Source organism: Azonexus sp. (assembly GCF_049652925.1).
Lineage (GTDB): Bacteria > Pseudomonadota > Gammaproteobacteria > Burkholderiales > Rhodocyclaceae > Azonexus.
Map to the genome: position 1 here is coordinate 226,040 of NZ_JBASFI010000021.1, position 15,878 is coordinate 241,917.

General features: G+C 51.5%; 13 protein-coding genes and 1 pseudogene. All 14 read left to right on the forward strand.

Annotation, left to right across the window (positions count from 1 at the left end; all coding sequences use genetic code 11):
• Positions 1-22 precede the first annotated feature (22 nt).
• The 14 genes and pseudogenes from epsF to rfbB all read left to right on the forward strand — a co-directional run bounded on the left by epsF (position 23) and on the right by rfbB (position 15,878).
• The gene (epsF, locus tag WBK19_RS10755) at positions 23-1,471 is read left to right on the forward strand and encodes a chain length determinant protein EpsF (RefSeq protein WP_511289559.1); all 1,449 of its coding nucleotides are present in this window, start codon (positions 23-25) and stop codon (positions 1,469-1,471) included.
• 6 nt (positions 1,472-1,477) lie between these two features.
• Complete coding sequence (epsG, locus tag WBK19_RS10760) at positions 1,478-2,347, forward strand: chain length determinant protein tyrosine kinase EpsG (RefSeq protein WP_511289561.1); 870 nt, start codon at positions 1,478-1,480, stop codon at positions 2,345-2,347.
• 196 nt (positions 2,348-2,543) lie between these two features.
• Positions 2,544-3,446: an exosortase B gene (gene xrtB / locus WBK19_RS10765; RefSeq protein ID WP_511289563.1), complete on the forward strand. Its 903-nt coding sequence runs from the start codon at positions 2,544-2,546 to the stop codon at positions 3,444-3,446.
• Entirely contained in the window at positions 3,443-4,123 is a 681-nt protein-coding gene (epsI, locus tag WBK19_RS10770) for an exosortase-associated protein EpsI, B-type (protein WP_511289565.1), read from the forward strand. The genes xrtB and epsI overlap by 4 nt, the downstream gene beginning before the upstream one ends.
• A gap of 22 nt (positions 4,124-4,145) precedes the next feature.
• A pseudogene (locus WBK19_RS10775) lies at positions 4,146-5,081 on the forward strand (oligosaccharide flippase family protein); the annotation flags it as partial.
• 388 nt (positions 5,082-5,469) lie between these two features.
• Positions 5,470-6,645: a polysaccharide pyruvyl transferase family protein gene (locus WBK19_RS10780; protein ID WP_511289567.1), complete on the forward strand. Its 1,176-nt coding sequence runs from the start codon at positions 5,470-5,472 to the stop codon at positions 6,643-6,645.
• The gene (locus tag WBK19_RS10785; RefSeq protein WP_511289569.1) at positions 6,645-7,874 is read left to right on the forward strand and encodes a Coenzyme F420 hydrogenase/dehydrogenase, beta subunit C-terminal domain; all 1,230 of its coding nucleotides are present in this window, start codon (positions 6,645-6,647) and stop codon (positions 7,872-7,874) included. The genes WBK19_RS10780 and WBK19_RS10785 overlap by 1 nt, the downstream gene beginning before the upstream one ends.
• 4 nt (positions 7,875-7,878) lie before the next feature.
• Positions 7,879-9,312, forward strand: coding sequence for an O-antigen ligase family protein (locus WBK19_RS10790; protein WP_511289571.1), 1,434 nt, complete (start codon positions 7,879-7,881; stop codon positions 9,310-9,312).
• On the forward strand, positions 9,309-10,331 hold the full coding sequence (locus tag WBK19_RS10795; RefSeq protein ID WP_511289573.1) for a glycosyltransferase family 2 protein: 1,023 nt from the start codon (positions 9,309-9,311) through the stop codon (positions 10,329-10,331). Before WBK19_RS10790 ends, WBK19_RS10795 begins: the two co-directional genes overlap by 4 nt.
• An 11-nt stretch (positions 10,332-10,342) precedes the next feature.
• Positions 10,343-11,467: a glycosyltransferase family 4 protein gene (locus WBK19_RS10800; RefSeq protein ID WP_511289575.1), complete on the forward strand. Its 1,125-nt coding sequence runs from the start codon at positions 10,343-10,345 to the stop codon at positions 11,465-11,467.
• The gene (locus WBK19_RS10805; protein WP_511289577.1) at positions 11,460-12,545 is read left to right on the forward strand and encodes a glycosyltransferase family 4 protein; all 1,086 of its coding nucleotides are present in this window, start codon (positions 11,460-11,462) and stop codon (positions 12,543-12,545) included. Before WBK19_RS10800 ends, WBK19_RS10805 begins: the two co-directional genes overlap by 8 nt.
• Positions 12,546-12,595: 50 nt before the next feature.
• The gene (locus tag WBK19_RS10810; protein WP_511289698.1) at positions 12,596-13,873 is read left to right on the forward strand and encodes a putative glycoside hydrolase; all 1,278 of its coding nucleotides are present in this window, start codon (positions 12,596-12,598) and stop codon (positions 13,871-13,873) included.
• A gap of 24 nt (positions 13,874-13,897) precedes the next feature.
• Positions 13,898-14,734 carry a glycosyltransferase family 2 protein gene (locus tag WBK19_RS10815; RefSeq protein ID WP_511289579.1) on the forward strand — a complete coding sequence of 279 codons (837 nt, stop codon included), beginning with the start codon at positions 13,898-13,900 and terminating at the stop codon, positions 14,732-14,734.
• 82 nt (positions 14,735-14,816) lie between these two features.
• A complete protein-coding gene (gene rfbB / locus WBK19_RS10820; RefSeq protein WP_511289581.1) occupies positions 14,817-15,878 on the forward strand; it encodes a dTDP-glucose 4,6-dehydratase in 1,062 nt (353 codons plus the stop codon).

The window sequence follows — 15,878 nt, forward strand, 5'->3', positions numbered from 1 at the left end:
AGAAGATCACCGAAAGCCCCGCATGACTTTTCAGCAATTCCTCCTCATCCTCTGGGCGCGCCGCAAGCTGGCGTTGTCGATTTTTGGCGTCACGGTGATGACCACGCTGGTCATCAGCCTGATCCTGCCGAAGGAATACACCGCCACTACCTCGCTGGTCATCGATGTCAAATCGCCCGACCCCATCGCCGGCATGCTCTTGCAGGGCATGATGACGCCCGGCTACATGGCGACGCAGATCGATATCATCAACAGCGACCGCGTCGCCACCCGCGTCGTCAAGCTGCTCGGGTTCGAAAAGAGCGCCGATGCAGTCGAGAAATGGAAGGAAGCCAGCCAAGGCAAGGGCACGCTGGAAAGCTACTACGCCGAATTTCTGCAAAAGAAACTCGACATAAAGCCCTCCCGCGAGAGCAATGTCATCAATGTGAACTTCTCGGGCGCCGACCCGATGTTTGCCGCTGCGGTCGCCAACGCCTTTGCCCAGGCCTACATCGACACCTCCATCGAAATGCGGGTCGAGCCGGCCCGCCAGTACAGCGCCTGGTTTGAAGAGCGCCAGAAAGGCCTGCGCGCCGGTCTGGAAAAAGCCCAGTCCCGCCTTTCCGCCTATCAGCAGGAAAAAGGGATCGTCGTTACCGATGACCGCATAATGGACAACGAAACGGCCCGCCTCAATGACCTGACCATGCAGCTTTCGGCCGCCCAGGCCCAGCGCGCCGATGCATCCAGCCGGCAAAAGAGCGGCACCAGCGAGCTCTCGCTCGAAGTGCTGCAAAACCCACTGATCCAGAGCCTCAAAGCCGAAATCGCCCGCGCCGAATCGCAGCTTTCGCAAATCGGTAGCAACCTCGGCAAGAACCACCCGCAAGTCCTGCAGCTTGAAGCCCAGATTGAAGAACAGCGTCAGCAACTGCGCCAGGAAATCGGCCGCATCTCCGGCGGCAATGCCGTTGCCAGCAAGTTCGGAGTCGTCAAGCAGGACGAACTCAAGAAGGCAATCGAGGAGCAGAAAAAGCGCGTCCTCGCCATCCGCTCCGAGCGTGACGAACTCAGCGTTCTGGTCAATGACGTCGAAACCGCCCGCCGTGCCTACGAGGCCGTAGGCCAGCGCATGACGCAAACCAACCTCGAAGGCCAGTCGCAGCAGACCAACGTACTTGTGCTCAGCCCTGCCACCGAGCCGACTCAGCACTCCCGCCCCAAGGTTTTTCTAAACGTGCTGGTCTCCATCTTCCTCGGCGGCATGCTCGGCGTAGGCGCTGCGCTCGTCCTCGAGCTCAGCCAGCGCCGCATCCGTTCAGCCGAAGACCTCACCCTGGCGCTCGACCTGCCAGTGCTGGCCGAACTCGATTCCGCGCTGCCCAAGGCAAAAAGAGGAATTCGATTTTGGGCAAAAAATCCGGTTGACCGTGGCAATCGCGAACCCGCTCTCAATACCGGCAATCAGCCAGCCGCAGCGAAGGCCTGATCAGAGATGAACGCAATGACCGAAAAACTCGACACCGGCGCCGGCCGCTCCATTGGCGCCATTCTCATCGACAACGGCCGCCTGACGCCGGACGCCGCCGAGCGCATCCTCAAGCTGCAAAAAGAGCAGGGCCTGCGCTTTGGCGATGCTGCCATCCAGCTTGGCCTGCTCACCGAAGCCGACATCCAGCAGGCGCTCTCCCGCCAGTACGACTACCCCTACCTGATGCCCGGTGATGACCGCGTCAGCGAAGAAGTCGTCGCCGCCTTCAAACCTTTCAGCCCCATCGTCGAACAATTGCGCGCCGTGCGCAGCCAGCTCATGCTGCGCTGGTTTGACGCCGAGATCGGCCACAAGACAATGGCCGTCGTCAGCGCCGGCAGGGCAGAAGGCCGCAGCTTCACAGCCGCCAATCTCGCTGTCGTCTTCTCTCAACTCGGCGAACGCACGCTGCTCATTGATGCCGACCTGCGCAACCCGAGCCAGCACAATATCTTCCGCCTCGAAAACAAGCTCGGGCTTTCCAGCCTGCTGGCCGGCCGTGCCGAACTGGCTGAAGCCGTCATCCGCATCCCCGGCCTCATCGATCTTTCTGTTCTGCCGGCTGGCGCCACCCCGCCCAACCCGCAGGAACTGCTGGCCCGCCCGGTCTTTAATGCGTTGATGGCCACCGCTGCCGGCCAGTACGACATCGTGATCGTCGACACCCCGGCCGGTGCAGAAACCGCTGACAGCCAGACTATTGCCGCCCGCACCCGTGGCGCTGTCGTCGTCGCCCGCAAGGACATGTCCTCCGCTCCCGCCCTGCAAGCCTTCGTCACATCGCTGCAACACAGCGGCGTTGCCGTCGTCGGCGCCGTGCTCAACAACGGGTAGCCAGCATGTCGTTCAGTTCATTCTCGCTTTGCTCTTCGGATACGCGTTTCCGCCAAAGAAACAGACGTTCCTCCGTCTTGTGCAGCAAAAAAACCGGGGGTTATCCCCGGTTTTTGCGAGATGCACTGTCTATGACATTTCATTTTTTGGCAAGATTTCCGGTTGACCGTGGCATTCGTTCACCAAAGGTCCGGCAATGAAATCCACAGCAGACAAAGCGCTGGCACTCCCGGCGCAATCCCGCCCGGCGATCGCCGAATGGTTCCCCATTTTCATCGGCCTCATCGCACTCTACGTGCCTACCTGGGTCGACCTTTCCAGCACCATCTGGGCCACCGAAGCTCAGGCGCACGGCCCCATCATTCTCAGCGTCGCCCTGTGGTTCTTCTGGAAACAACGCCTCGTTATCCACGATATGCCGGTAGCGCCCTCAAAGGCTGGCTGGCCACTCTTCGTCCTTGGTCTGCTGCTCTATGTCATAGGCCGCTCGCAAGACATCCTGATTTTTGAAGTTGGCTCGCAAATCATCGTCATCGCCAGCCTGCTCCTTATCATGCGCGGCTGGGCAGCCTTGGGCGCCGCCTGGTTCCCGCTCTTCTTCCTGCTCTTCATGATCCCGCTGCCCGGCGCCTTCGTCGATGCGCTGACGCTGCCCATGAAGATGGCCGTCTCATACGTTGCCGAAAACGTCCTCTACTGGGTGGGCTATCCGATCTCGCGCACCGGCGTCATTCTGCAGATCGGCCAGTACAAACTGCTCGTCGCCGATGCCTGCGCCGGCCTGCAAACCCTATTCACCCTTGAAGCCCTCGGCCTGCTCTACCTCAACATCGTTCGCCACGACTCGTTTTTCAGAAACGTCGCACTGGCCATCCTCATCATCCCCATCTCCTTCACCGCCAACGTCATCCGTGTCATGGTGCTGACACTGATCACCTACCACTTTGGTGACGCAGCAGGGCAGGGCTTCCTGCACGGCTTTGCCGGCATGGTGCTGTTCATCACTGCACTGCTGATCATCATGGGTGTTGATTCGCTGCTGCAACTCGGCGAAAAGCGCTGGCGTGGGCAGTCTGTCGTAAACAAGGCGCAAGCATGAACCTCCCGGTCCGCAACATCATCCTGCTCGTCCTCATGCTGGTCACCGCCGGCCTGGCTATCGCAATGCGGCCAACGCACAAGATCGCTGATCAAGGTCCAAAAATTGATTTGGAGAGCATGATTCCGGTCAATATTGAGGGATGGCATGAAGAAAAACTCCCATCAATTCAAGTAATTGACCCCCAGCAAAAGGCATTTCTCGACACGATTTATAGTCAGGTTCTCTCACGCACCTATGTGAATGAACAAGGCTACCGAATTATGCTATCGATCGCCTACGGTAGTGACCAAAGCGACTCCATGAAAGTTCACAAACCCGAAGTTTGCTATGCGGCTCAGGGATTTCAGGTCGAAGACCATCGAATGGACAACCTGATACTTGATCAAGGTTTGTTACCAATCAAAAGGGTGCTCGCACTTCAGGGAAATCGTATCGAGCCAATAACCTACTGGGTCACCGTCGCAGACAAAGTGGTACGCCCCGACATAACGCAAAAACTGGTTCAAGTTGCTTATGGACTTAGCGGAGAGGTACCCGATGGCATGCTGATACGTGTATCGAGTATCGATCACGACCAGAACAACGCTTATAAAAAACAAGACGAGTTCGCTAAAACTCTGCTTTCAAGCCTTACTCCGGAGTCAAGGCTGCGCCTCTCCGGTGGCTTGAAATAATCGCCGCGGTTGAAACAGATCCATGCTGAAAAATATCGGTTGGATGACTGTTTCCACTTTGATGCGCTTGGGTGCCGGCTTCGTGCTATTCATCATTCTGGCGAGAAAGCTAGGGCCGGAAAATTTTGGTCAATTGGCATACTGGCTGGCATTTTCAAGCTTGCTCGCACTATTGGTTAACTATGGTTTTGGCCTCCAGTTACTACGGGAAATAGGGCGAGATCCAAACTCTGCGGCAAGGGTGTACAGCGCTACCCTGGCGGCAAAGCTGGTATTGAGCGTGTTGATCATCGCAGTCGGATTAATTATCGGCCTGCAAGAAAGCGTGCCAACGGCGATATTCTGGTCACTGCTTGTCATGGCTATCGCAGAGTCCTTCGCTGAACATATCAATTTTGTTCTGCGTGCCCTTGGCTATTTTGACAAGGAAGCGCGTTTTGCACTGTTTACATCCGCGTTAAATTTTTTCGGTGTTTTACTGCCGCTACTTGTCTTCGGAACAATAACCGCGGTAGCTGTCGGCTTTCTTGTCTCGCGTTGTGCCACCTTGTTGCTTAGCTGGCGCCTTGCCTTGCCATTTTTACCCGTTCTGCAAAAGCCGAACAATTGGTCGTTCGCCGACGTTTTGAAAACGTTGCGTGAAGGTTTTCCGTATGCCGCGGATATGGCAGTGAGTACGCTTAACTCGACTTTGGATGTCATTCTGCTCAGCTACATGACATCTACGAAAGCCGTGGGTCTTTATCAAGCCGGATTGAAATTAATGCAGGGGGCAAATTCTATTGCGCCCATCGTAGGCAACGTTTACACACCTCATATCGCATCAAAACAGATGCAACAAGCTGACTGTAGTTCGATAGTTAGCAAGTTGATTCTGAAAATGAGTTTGTTAGGTGGTGGACTCGGAGCAGTTTTTGCAATTGGAAATGTGTGGATTACTGATCTGCTATTTGGTACGCAGTACTCACAGCTTACAACGTTATTACCTTGGTTTGGCTTGGCGCTGATTGTACGATTTGTGGCTGCCGGATTTGGAATTAATCTTACTGCCCACGGTTTGCAAACCATTCGAGTTTTTGCCAATGGATTTGCATTACTCGTTCTCATAACAGTGGCCGTGATCGTTATACCGATTTATGGCGCAGTGGGAATGTTAATAGCGTTTGTTTGCGCAACTTTGTTAGTAGGTGGGCTGTATTTCTTTGCGCTATTTAAGCAAGGTATCCCAACAGGAATAAATATTCCAAACGCCAGCGTGATTTTTATTTGCTTTGTGCCGATAGCGCTTCAGATTTTTTTAAACACGCATTGATTTTTAAATAAATAATTAAATACAGGGCTGTGCTGTGAGAAATGAATTAGTGGTTGGTCTTTTATGGCATTCGTTAACATCCGACAATCTCGGTGTTCTTGCGCTTACCGCATCGCAAATAAAGATAATTGATGCGGCGGCTGAACGCGCGGGTGTAACGGTTAATTATCGAATTTTTGGTACGGTAGGCGAAAAGCCTGCACTTGAATTGAACAACCGCTGTGAAATTGGCGCGCCATTCAAACCGAAGAGAATTCTCCTTGGCCAGTCGGAGTTTCTAACACAGATCCGTGAATGCGATCTTGTCTTTGATATCGGTGAGGGTGACAGTTTTACGGATATCTATGGCGGTGTTCGTTTTGTTTTGCAGATTGCGTCCAAAATTTCAGTGCTGGCTTGCGGGCGGCCGCTCATTCTTAGCCCGCAAACTATTGGCCCGTTTGAAAAAAGCTGGACTCGACGGCTAGCAGCCATGGTGATGTCTCGCTGCCGTCGTGTCTATGCAAGGGATCATCTTTCAAAGGCTTATCTGACCTCGCTGAATATTGTCAGTAATTCGGGTGAGGCAATCGATGTTGCGTTCCGCCTCCCCTATACCAAGATTGATCAGGTTAGAGCAGGGGGAAGAATCGCTGTCGGTATCAACGTGTCGGGTTTGATGTTTAGTGGTGGTTATACGGGCACCAACCAGTTTGGTTTGACGGTTGATTACCCGGTCTTTATTCGCTCGCTTCTGACCAAGCTTCAGGAACGAGGAGATTGCGCCGTGACTTTGGTCCCCCACGTGCTGACCGATTCGATTGCTGCCGAAGATGATTATGCAGCCAGCCTCGCGCTCGCCAAGGAGTTCCCCGGTATTGCCGTGGCTCCCCGGTTTTCTACGCCGAGCGAGGCCAAGTCTTACATTGCCGGGTTTGATTTCTTCTCCGGCGCCCGTATGCATGCGTGCATCGCGGCTTTTTCCAGCGGTGTGCCGGTGGTACCCATCGCGTATAGCCGCAAATTCATTGGGCTGTTTTCGTCAGTGGGTTATGACGTCGTTGGTGACTGTCGCGAGATCGGTAACGAAGCGCTGCTAAAGATGGTTCTTGATGGCTTGGACAATTTGCCGGCGCTTCGCGAGAGAGTCGAAGAAGGCAATCGAAGAGCATTGGAGCGCCTGGCCGGCTACGAGTCGTTTGTCGAACAAACGCTGGTGGAGTTGCGCTGATGGCTGAGACGACCCTTTCCGGGATCGTTCACGGGCACTTGTGCTCGGGCTGCGGCCTCTGTTCGACATTGATCGCCGACAATAAAGTCTCGATGGTGATGAGTCCGGAAGGGTTCTTGCGGCCGCAAATTAGCAAGAGACTCACCGTTGAAGAAAATGCCATCGTGGCCAGAACCTGTCCTGGAAACTATCTCGAACATGAGCCAGGGAACGTTCCATACGACTCCCTCTGGGGCCCGGTGGTTTCAGTACGAACCGGTTTTTCGCTTGATGAAGAAGTGCGTTACCAAGGATCTTCAGGTGGCGCAATTTCAGCACTGCTCATCCATTTGCTGGAGTCTGGTGCCGTTGATTATGTGGCTCATGTGGCAGCCTCTGAAACAGACCCTCTGAAAAATGAAGTCTGTTTGAGCCGTACCCGTGCTGAGGTCTTAAAAGGTGCCGGTTCCCGTTACGCACCTTCTGCGCCGCTTGAAAATATAACTGCCTTGCTCGATCAACCAGGGAGGTTTGCTTTTGTCGGCAAGCCTTGCGATGTCGCTGGTTTGCGTAATCTCGGCCGAGTCGACAAGCGCGTTAGCGAAAAAGTGGCTTTCTGTATTGCCTTTTTTTGTGCGGGCGTTCCGAGTCAACGTGGCACGCTCGAGGTTCTAAATAAGCTCGGTGTTGCGCGCGAAGAATTGGCCAAGTTTTCTTATCGCGGAGAGGGTTGGCCAGGCAAGGCCAAAGCAGTGACTCATGATGGACGAGTCAGCGAGATGGACTACGCAACCTCCTGGGGCACGATCTTGAATCGTCATCTGCAGTTCCGTTGCAAGATTTGTCCGGATGGCACGGGCGAGTTCGCGGATATTGCCTGCGCTGATGCATGGTATGGAAAAGACGGTTACCCCGAGTTTGACGAGCAGGCTGGACGTAGCCTCATTCTGGCGCGGACAAAACGCGGAGAAGACCTGATAGCTGATGCCATGCAAGCCAAGGTTATTGGCGGCGAGCCTTGTGATCTTGATCAGGTAGCGTTGATGCAGCCTTATCAGAAGGAGCGCAAATCAGCTTTGCTGGCCAGGTTGGCTGGAGTGTTCCTTAAGGTCGGTACTTTGCCTCGGTTTCGAAATATAGGGCTTGCAGCTTGTAGCCGGCGAAATAGTTTGGTGACGAATTTGCGTAATTTTGCTGGCTCTTACCGAAGAGCGCAGGATCGCGTTATCGACAGCAGATTCAGGGATTAATGCCATGGTTTTTGCCAGCGGATTGAGGACTACAAGTTCAACTCCATTGTTTCTCATTGCAATGGTAGTCGTGGCCTTGTTTTTTGGCCTATTGGCTGCAGTATTGCCTTGGTGGATAGTCGTTGCATTCCTGTTGCTCCCAATGCTGATTGGGATTGCGGTTTTGTTTCCTGAGTATGGACTGATTATTCTTATTTTAATGATTTCTGGTTTGGTCCCTGAGGGATTAATGCCGAGCATTAATGTTGGACCTGGAAAAGTTCTAGGTACAGATTTGGCAATATTTGGATTGGCTGTCGTTGCTTTAGTGAAAGCATCATCATTGCCTGGTTATTTGGATTCTAGATGGCTGTACTTGAGGCCAGTGTTGCTATTCATGTTGCTAACCATTTCTGGAATGATCATTGGAAATAAATTCTACGGATCCCCAATTAAAGATGTGTTCACGGAGGCACGATCTCAAGTGCATTGGCTGATAGCGTTTATTGTCATTTACCTGACAACCGATCGTATCCGATTGAATAGAGTTATCTGGGGCTTGGTCGTTGTTGGCGTTGCTGTTGCCTCTGCGGTGGTCGTGCAGTTTTTGACTGGTATTAGCATTATTCAAAATGCCCGCGTAGAGGATTTGGTGTCTGGTGCTACACATTACCAAGACATCACCCGCAGTACAGCAGGAGGGGCCATCTATCTGATTTTGCTCCCAATGTTTTACCTTATCGCCCGTGTATTGACGGGGAGCATTAATTTGATCTTCCCGGTTTTTTTGTTGCCCGTACTGGCTGCTGGCGTTGTGGTTAGCTTTGGTCGGGCTATTTGGATAACGGCTGCCATTGGTTCTTTAGGATTGGCATTTTTGCTCAAAGGATCAAAAGGATTAGCGCAGATTTCCGTAATTTTGGTTATCGGAGTTGGTGCTGCTTTGGTTGGCCTTTCTATTGCGAAGCCACAGGTTATTGAGGCTGCGTACGAGCGTGTTGTCAGCACTGCTGGTGAAGGTGCCAAAAATTCTTCTCTAGGATGGCGGTTTGAGGAGGCAAATTTCGCGATTAACAAGATCTTATCTAGTCCGATTGCGGGAATTGGCTTTGGCACTGCCTATAAACCACGATTGGATCCTATGGCAGACTGGTCGCAGGTTCGGTATATCCACAATTCCTACTTGGGGCTTTGGATGAAGCTGGGGATTTTGGGTTTATTTTCTGCGATTTTAGCCATTTATATTGTTGTTACAAAAGCATATTGTCTTTATAAGAGTACAAATGAACCAGAATATCGTTCCCTTGCAGCGACATTATTAATTGCGTTCATTGTTCCGGTATTGACTTCATTTACTCAGCCCGAGTGGTTGGTCTCTACAGGTATATCGTTCTTTGCCATAGTGATCGGCTTGCTTGTTTCAGTGGACAAGCACATTTCAATGAAAGCAGTTCGATGAATCCAAAAGTTCATATCGTTTTGCTCAACTGGAACGGCTGGGAAGATACAGTCGAGTGCCTGGAAAGCGTCTTAAGGCTGGATTACGACAGTTTCAAGGTGGTGGTTTGCGACAATGACTCTAGGGATGGATCGCTTGAAAAGATCAAAGCGTGGGCTGACGGAGAGCTTGCTGCTCCGCTTTCTTCACCATCCTTGGCTACCTTGACCTTTCCACCTCTCGTAAAGCCTGTCAGTTACATCGAGTATTCACGCCTGGCTTCTGAGCAAGAGGCTTTGAGGGGGCAGTCTGCAAAACTAACGCTTATTCAAACTGGCTCGAATCTTGGTTTTGCTGGCGGCAACAACGTGGGTGTCCGCTATGCGTTGGCTCAAGGCGCTGATTATGTCTGGCTATTGAATAATGATACGGTTGTTGATTCCGATGCTTTGGCAAAGCTGGTGGAGAGGGCATCGGTTGATAAGGATGTGGGCATCGTAGGGTCGACTCTTCGGTTTTATGGCGACCCGGAACGACTTCAGGCCTTGGGGGGCGCAACTTTTATTCCCTGGCGCTGCCGCGCTCAGCCAATTGGTATTGGCTCGCTGTATCGCGAAATATCTCCTGCCCAGCAAGGGGAGATTGAGCAACAGACTGCTTATGTCATCGGTGCTTCGATGCTGGTCTCCCGTTCTTTTCTTGAGACTGTCGGCCTGATCTCAGAGGACTACTTCCTTTACTACGAAGAGTTGGACTGGGCTCGTCGGGCTTCGGGAAAGTTCAAGTTGGCGTACGCACCTGAAAGCCATGTTTTCCACAAGGTAGGTGCCGCGGCGGGAAATGGTTCGCTCTTTTCGCTCGGTTATATGTTCCGTAGTCGTTTACGTTTTATGAATACATTTTTTCCACATCTGATGGTTACCACGCGGTTTTGGCTTTTGGTTGATGGTGCAAAGGCGGCGCTCAAGGGGCGTTTGCGTGAAGGGTTGCTGGCTGCTTCTGTGGCTTTTTCGTCTGTAAATTCCATCAAGCAGCCTTAGAGAGCCTATTTATGCGTGTTTGTCTTGTAGGACTCCATTTTGCCGAATACACGACTCGACTGGCCCTTGCGTTAGCTGAAAACCACGACGTCTTGTTGATTTTGAGCGAGCCGAATTTTGCAGGTGAGTTGGATGGCGTTTTACCTGAGAAGCCACCGCGCCTGACTCTTGCGACCTTACCCCACCGCATATCGCCCAAGGTGATCTTGGGGAATACCTTTGAATTGGTCGGCCGGATAAAGGCATTTAAGCCTGACGTGATTCATTTGCAGGAGGTTACCCGCGACTATCAGGTCTTTGCTTTGCCATTTTTGAAGCGTATCGCGCCAATCGTCGGCACGGTTCACGATCCTTCGCCACATAGTGGCTTGGAGGCCAAACGGCATGCGCGTAGTCGTCACCGATTCTATGAGCCTTGGTCGAGAAGTTTTTATGACCGGGCTATCGTACACGGAGAAAGTCTCGCCCTCGATCTGAAAGCTGCGGTGCCAAAAATGGATCTCGAGCGGATATTCGTTATTCCACATGGACCGCTTGGGCCGATGACTGTCCCGAAGGTTAAGCCTGAGAATGGCAATCTTTTGTTCTTCGGCCGAATCCATGCCTACAAGGGCTTGCGCTATTTCATTGAAGCGGTCAAGGATTTGAAGGCTCGAGGGTATAAGGTCAAAGGTGTAATCGCAGGTGAGGGTTCAGATCTCCCACCCTATCGCGACGAAATTCTTAACGAGTCTGCTTTCGAACTGATTGAGGGTTATATACCGCGGAGCAGATCGTTTGAGCTGTTTGAGCAGGCTCAGCTTGCTGTTTTACCTTATACCGATGGGACGCAGAGTGGTGTCGCAGCCTTGTCATTCGGTTTTGGTCGCCCGGTTGTGGCTACACGCGTGGGTTCTTTGCCCGAATTGATTTCCGATGGTGTTACCGGCGTACTCGTCGAACCCAGGAATGCGAAAGCCTTGGCTGACGCAATTGCCAGGCTTCTGGAGAATTCAGCAGCCTACGATGCCTTGGTGCAGGGGGTCACAGACAACATATCTGGGCCGTTTTCGTGGAAGAGTATCGCCGACATGACCGTTCGTGTGTACGAGGGAACATGCTCTGAAAGTGTTCGCTTGGTTAGTCAGTATGAGTAAGCCAGAAGGAAAAGTGGTGCTCATGCTCGGGACCGATTTCGGTTCTATGGGCGGGATGTCAGCGGTTATAAATGTCTATTTGCGCTCCGGTTTTCTAGATAAATGGAAGATTCTGTACGTGCCGACACATCGTGACGGCAGTAGGTGGTTGAAGCTGAGAACTGCTTTTGGTGCTTGGTGGCGAGTGCTAATTCTGGCGGTAAGGGGGAGAGTTGCTGGCGCGCATATCCACGTTGCTGCTGGCGCAAGTTTTTGGCGGAAGAGTTTGATCGTTTTGCCCTTATTTCTATTACGCGTGCCGGTTATCTTTCATATCCATGATGGCGAGTTTTCGGATTTTTACCGGTCGCAATGTGGTGTTATCGCAAGGTATTTTGTACGAAATATCCTCGAACGTTCCTATGTGATTGCATTATCGAGTAGCTGGGTTAACGAATTAAAGGGAATTGCACCCAGGGCGGTTGTGGTGTGTATTCAAAATCCCGTGGAATTGACTCCGGTTATCGATCGAGATGGCCGTAATATGGATTCAATTACTGTACTTTTTCTAGGGCGCCTCTCGAAAGAAAAGGGGGTCTTTGACTTGCTTGAGTCTTTTGCGGCGATTCAGAACACCTCGGTCAAGTGGAAGTTGATACTCGCCGGTAACGGCGATCTGCTTGGCGTTCGGCAACTTGCTGATGATTTAGGGGTGAGCGCCATGGTTGAGCTTACCGGGTGGGTTGGGTCGGAAAAAAAGGCTGAATTGCTGAACAAGGCCGACATGCTTGTGTTGCCTTCATATTTTGAGGGGTTGCCAATGGCGGTACTCGAGGGCATGGCATCTGGATTGCCTGTCGTTAGCAGCAGAGTTGGTGGTATACCCGATGTGGTGCAGGACTCGGTTAATGGGCTCCTTTTTGCTCCTGGAGATATCAAGGCGCTGTCTTGTTGTTTCGAGATGTTGGGTGCCGATCTTTCGTTTGCTAGGAAATTGGGACGTGTAGCCAGACTATGTGCAGAGAATGATTTTTCAGTCCAGGTCGTAATTGAGCGGCTGGAAAAATTATATCAGGATGTTGGTTTTAAGAAAAATTAACGAATATAAATAATTTCACTCAGTTTTTCTTTGGAAATATACCCGTGCATATGTTCAGAATGTTTTTTTTGTTAGTGCTAGTGGCTGGTCATCTTGTTTTTGCGCAAGATGTATTTGCGAATAGTGCTGAATTGGTGCGTCGGAGTGCGGTGTTGCAAAATGCTGGTTTTCCTAGGCTCTTTGCTATGGCTTTTATGGAGCAAGGTATAAACCGGCCAGAAGTTCAGGCGCAGCTTGCTAAGTACGATATTGTTATCCTCGGATTTCGACCGAAATGGGAGCAAACCACTCATGCATCCATTCAAAGTGTTGTTAAATCTATCAAGAGATTAAACCCGAATATTCTGTTGGGAAACTATTCAATTCTGAGTGAAGCCTGTATCGAATATAAAGATGTTACAAAGGAACGAACGGCAATACTCGATATTCAGCAATGGTGGCTGACCAAGGCCGATAGCACTAGAGTCAGCTTGAATCCAAAGACGTGTAGGCTGGAAATAAATTTCACCGAATTTACCAAACCAGATCCATGGGGGAGGCGCTATCCGGAATGGGCAGCAGACTGGTTCTATAGAGAGTATTACTCTGGCGTTCCAGAATTTGATTTCTGGTATTTTGATGCGGTTCGTTTTCGCACTTGGATAAAAGAGGCTGATTGGAAAGAGGTGGGAGAGAATCAGCGCGGTGACGATAGTTCTTTGTGGCCGGTATATCGGCGGGGCCAAGCTGCACACTTCAAGGCGGCGCAGAGGTTGTCGCCAGATATGTTGTTTATAGCGAATACAGATAACAATCTTTCGTCAATGGAATATAAAGGTGTTTTGGATGCTGCTTTTCTTGAGTGTTTAATGGGCAAACCATGGTCTTTCGAAACCCGAAACGGCTGGCAATCGATGATGAACCTTTATCGCTCGGTTAGCAATAATCTTCGTGGGCCTAAGACCACAGTATTCGGGGTATGCGGAAATCCGAATGACTATAAATTTTTCAGGTATTCCTTTGCGTCGAGCTTGATGGGGAATGGTTATTTTTCATTTGCAAATTCGGATATATATGGCATTCCTCCTTGGTTTGATGAGTACAACGTCGATTTGGGGCATGCAACGGAAATGCCACCTCTTGCACCGATCAAGAGTGGCTTGTTTAAGCGCACATTTGAAAACGGGCTGGTTCTGGTAAATCCGACGGATAAATCAATTACGTTTGCCGTTCCTCCGGGATATCGCCATATTTATGGTCAGCAAGATTATTCGGTAAATAATGGCCAAGTTGTTAATCAGGTGGTTATTCCTGGAAAAGATGGATTGATTTTGGTAAAGCAACTCTAAGGTTTCAAGTATTAAGGGGACGATGTGTCTAACGATTTAATCGGAAAATTCAGCGTTGTTATTGTTAACTACGGCACGCCAGAATTGACGTTGAAATGTGTGAATTCGATATTGCAGTACAGAATTGCTGCTGTTGATGATTTGACAGTTGTGGAGAACTGCTCGCCAGATGGGTCGAAAGACCTATTAACAAAAAGTTTGCCGGAAGGTGTTGGACTGGTTATTGCAAAAAAAAATTTAGGTTATTCAGCAGGTGTTAATTTGGGGGCGTCGAATGCGAAGCGCGATTTCATATTGATTCTAAATCCAGATACCTATTTTATTGATCAGAGCATTGCTCAAGCGCTGGATTTATTTGTGAAAGATTCTTCTGTTGGCCTAGTGGGGCTGGACCTTACGTACCCAAGCGGGGAGAGGCAGTTTTCGGCGCGGCGTTTTTATAGCGTTCTGGATATTGTCGGGCGTCGTTCGCGGTTGGGTCGTTATTGGCCGCTCAAGCAGATGGTTGCCAAACACATGATGATCGCGGCATGGGAAAAGGCTGTCCCGTTTGATGCTGATTGGGTGATGGGCACTGGTTTCCTGATTCGGCGCGCCTTGTTTGAAAAGATCGGACGTATGGATGAGTCTTATTTTCTCTATATGGAAGATGTTGATTTGTGCGCGCGGGTTTGGGCCGAGGGGCTTCGGGTGGTTTGCATGCCGAATGTCCGTTTGATTCACGATCATCAGCGTTCAAGTGGCGCCGGCCCTTTGAGTGGTGCCGGAAAGATGCACCTCGCCAGTTTGAAAACTTTTTGGCAGAAGTATCGGATTCCGCTGTTTTGTCCGCCGGGGGTTAAGCGGATTTTTCGTGCGTGATATTTGGGTTCATCCAAATTCTTGATTTATAGGCAAATTTATTTTTGTGTATTTCGTTGAAATTGAGTAAGGGAGTTTACTTGTGACTATTCTGGTTACCGGCGCCGCCGGCTTCATTGGCAGTAATTTCGTATTGGACTGGCTGTCCGAGTGCGATGAACCCGTCATCAATCTCGATGATCTGACCTATGCCGGCAACCTTGAGAATCTCGCTTCGCTCGATGGCGATGCGCGGCATATTTTCGTCAAGGGCAGCATCGGTGATTTCGATCTGGTGTCGAAGCTGCTGGCCGAGCACCAGCCGCGGGCGGTGGTCAATTTTGCTGCCGAATCGCACGTCGACCGCAGCATTCATGGTCCGGAAGACTTCATCCAGACCAACATCGTCGGCACTTTCCGCCTGCTTGAAGCGGTGCGGGCTTTCCACGGTCAACTGGAAAAAACGGCCAAAAATGAATTCCGGTTTCTCCATGTGTCGACCGACGAAGTCTATGGCTCGCTGGCCAAGGATGATCCGGCCTTTACCGAAACCCACCAGTACGAGCCGAACAGCCCGTACTCGGCGAGCAAGGCGGCGAGCGACCATCTGGTGCGCGCCTACCACCACACCTACGGCCTGCCGGTGCTGACGACCAATTGCTCCAACAATTACGGTCCTTACCACTTTCCGGAAAAGCTCATCCCGCTGGTCATCCACAATGCCCTGGCCGGCAAGCCGCTGCCCATCTACGGCGACGGTCAGCAGATTCGTGACTGGCTGTATGTCAAGGATCACTGCAGCGCCATCCGCCGCGTGCTTGAAGCGGGCAAGGTCGGCGAGACCTACAACGTCGGCGGCTGGAACGAGAAGCCGAATCTGGATGTCGTGCATACGCTGTGCGCCATCCTCGACGAACTGAGCCCGCGCGCCGACGGCAAGCCTTACGTCGAGCAGATCACCTACGTCACCGATCGGCCGGGCCATGATCGCCGTTACGCGATTGATGCGACCAAGATCGAGCGCGAACTGGGCTGGAAGCCGGCGGAGACCTTCGACACCGGCATCAAGAAGACGGTTCAGTGGTATCTCGATAACCAGGCCTGGGTAGCCAATGTGACAAGCGGCGCTTACCAGAATTGGGTCGGCAAGCAGTACAGCGCTTGA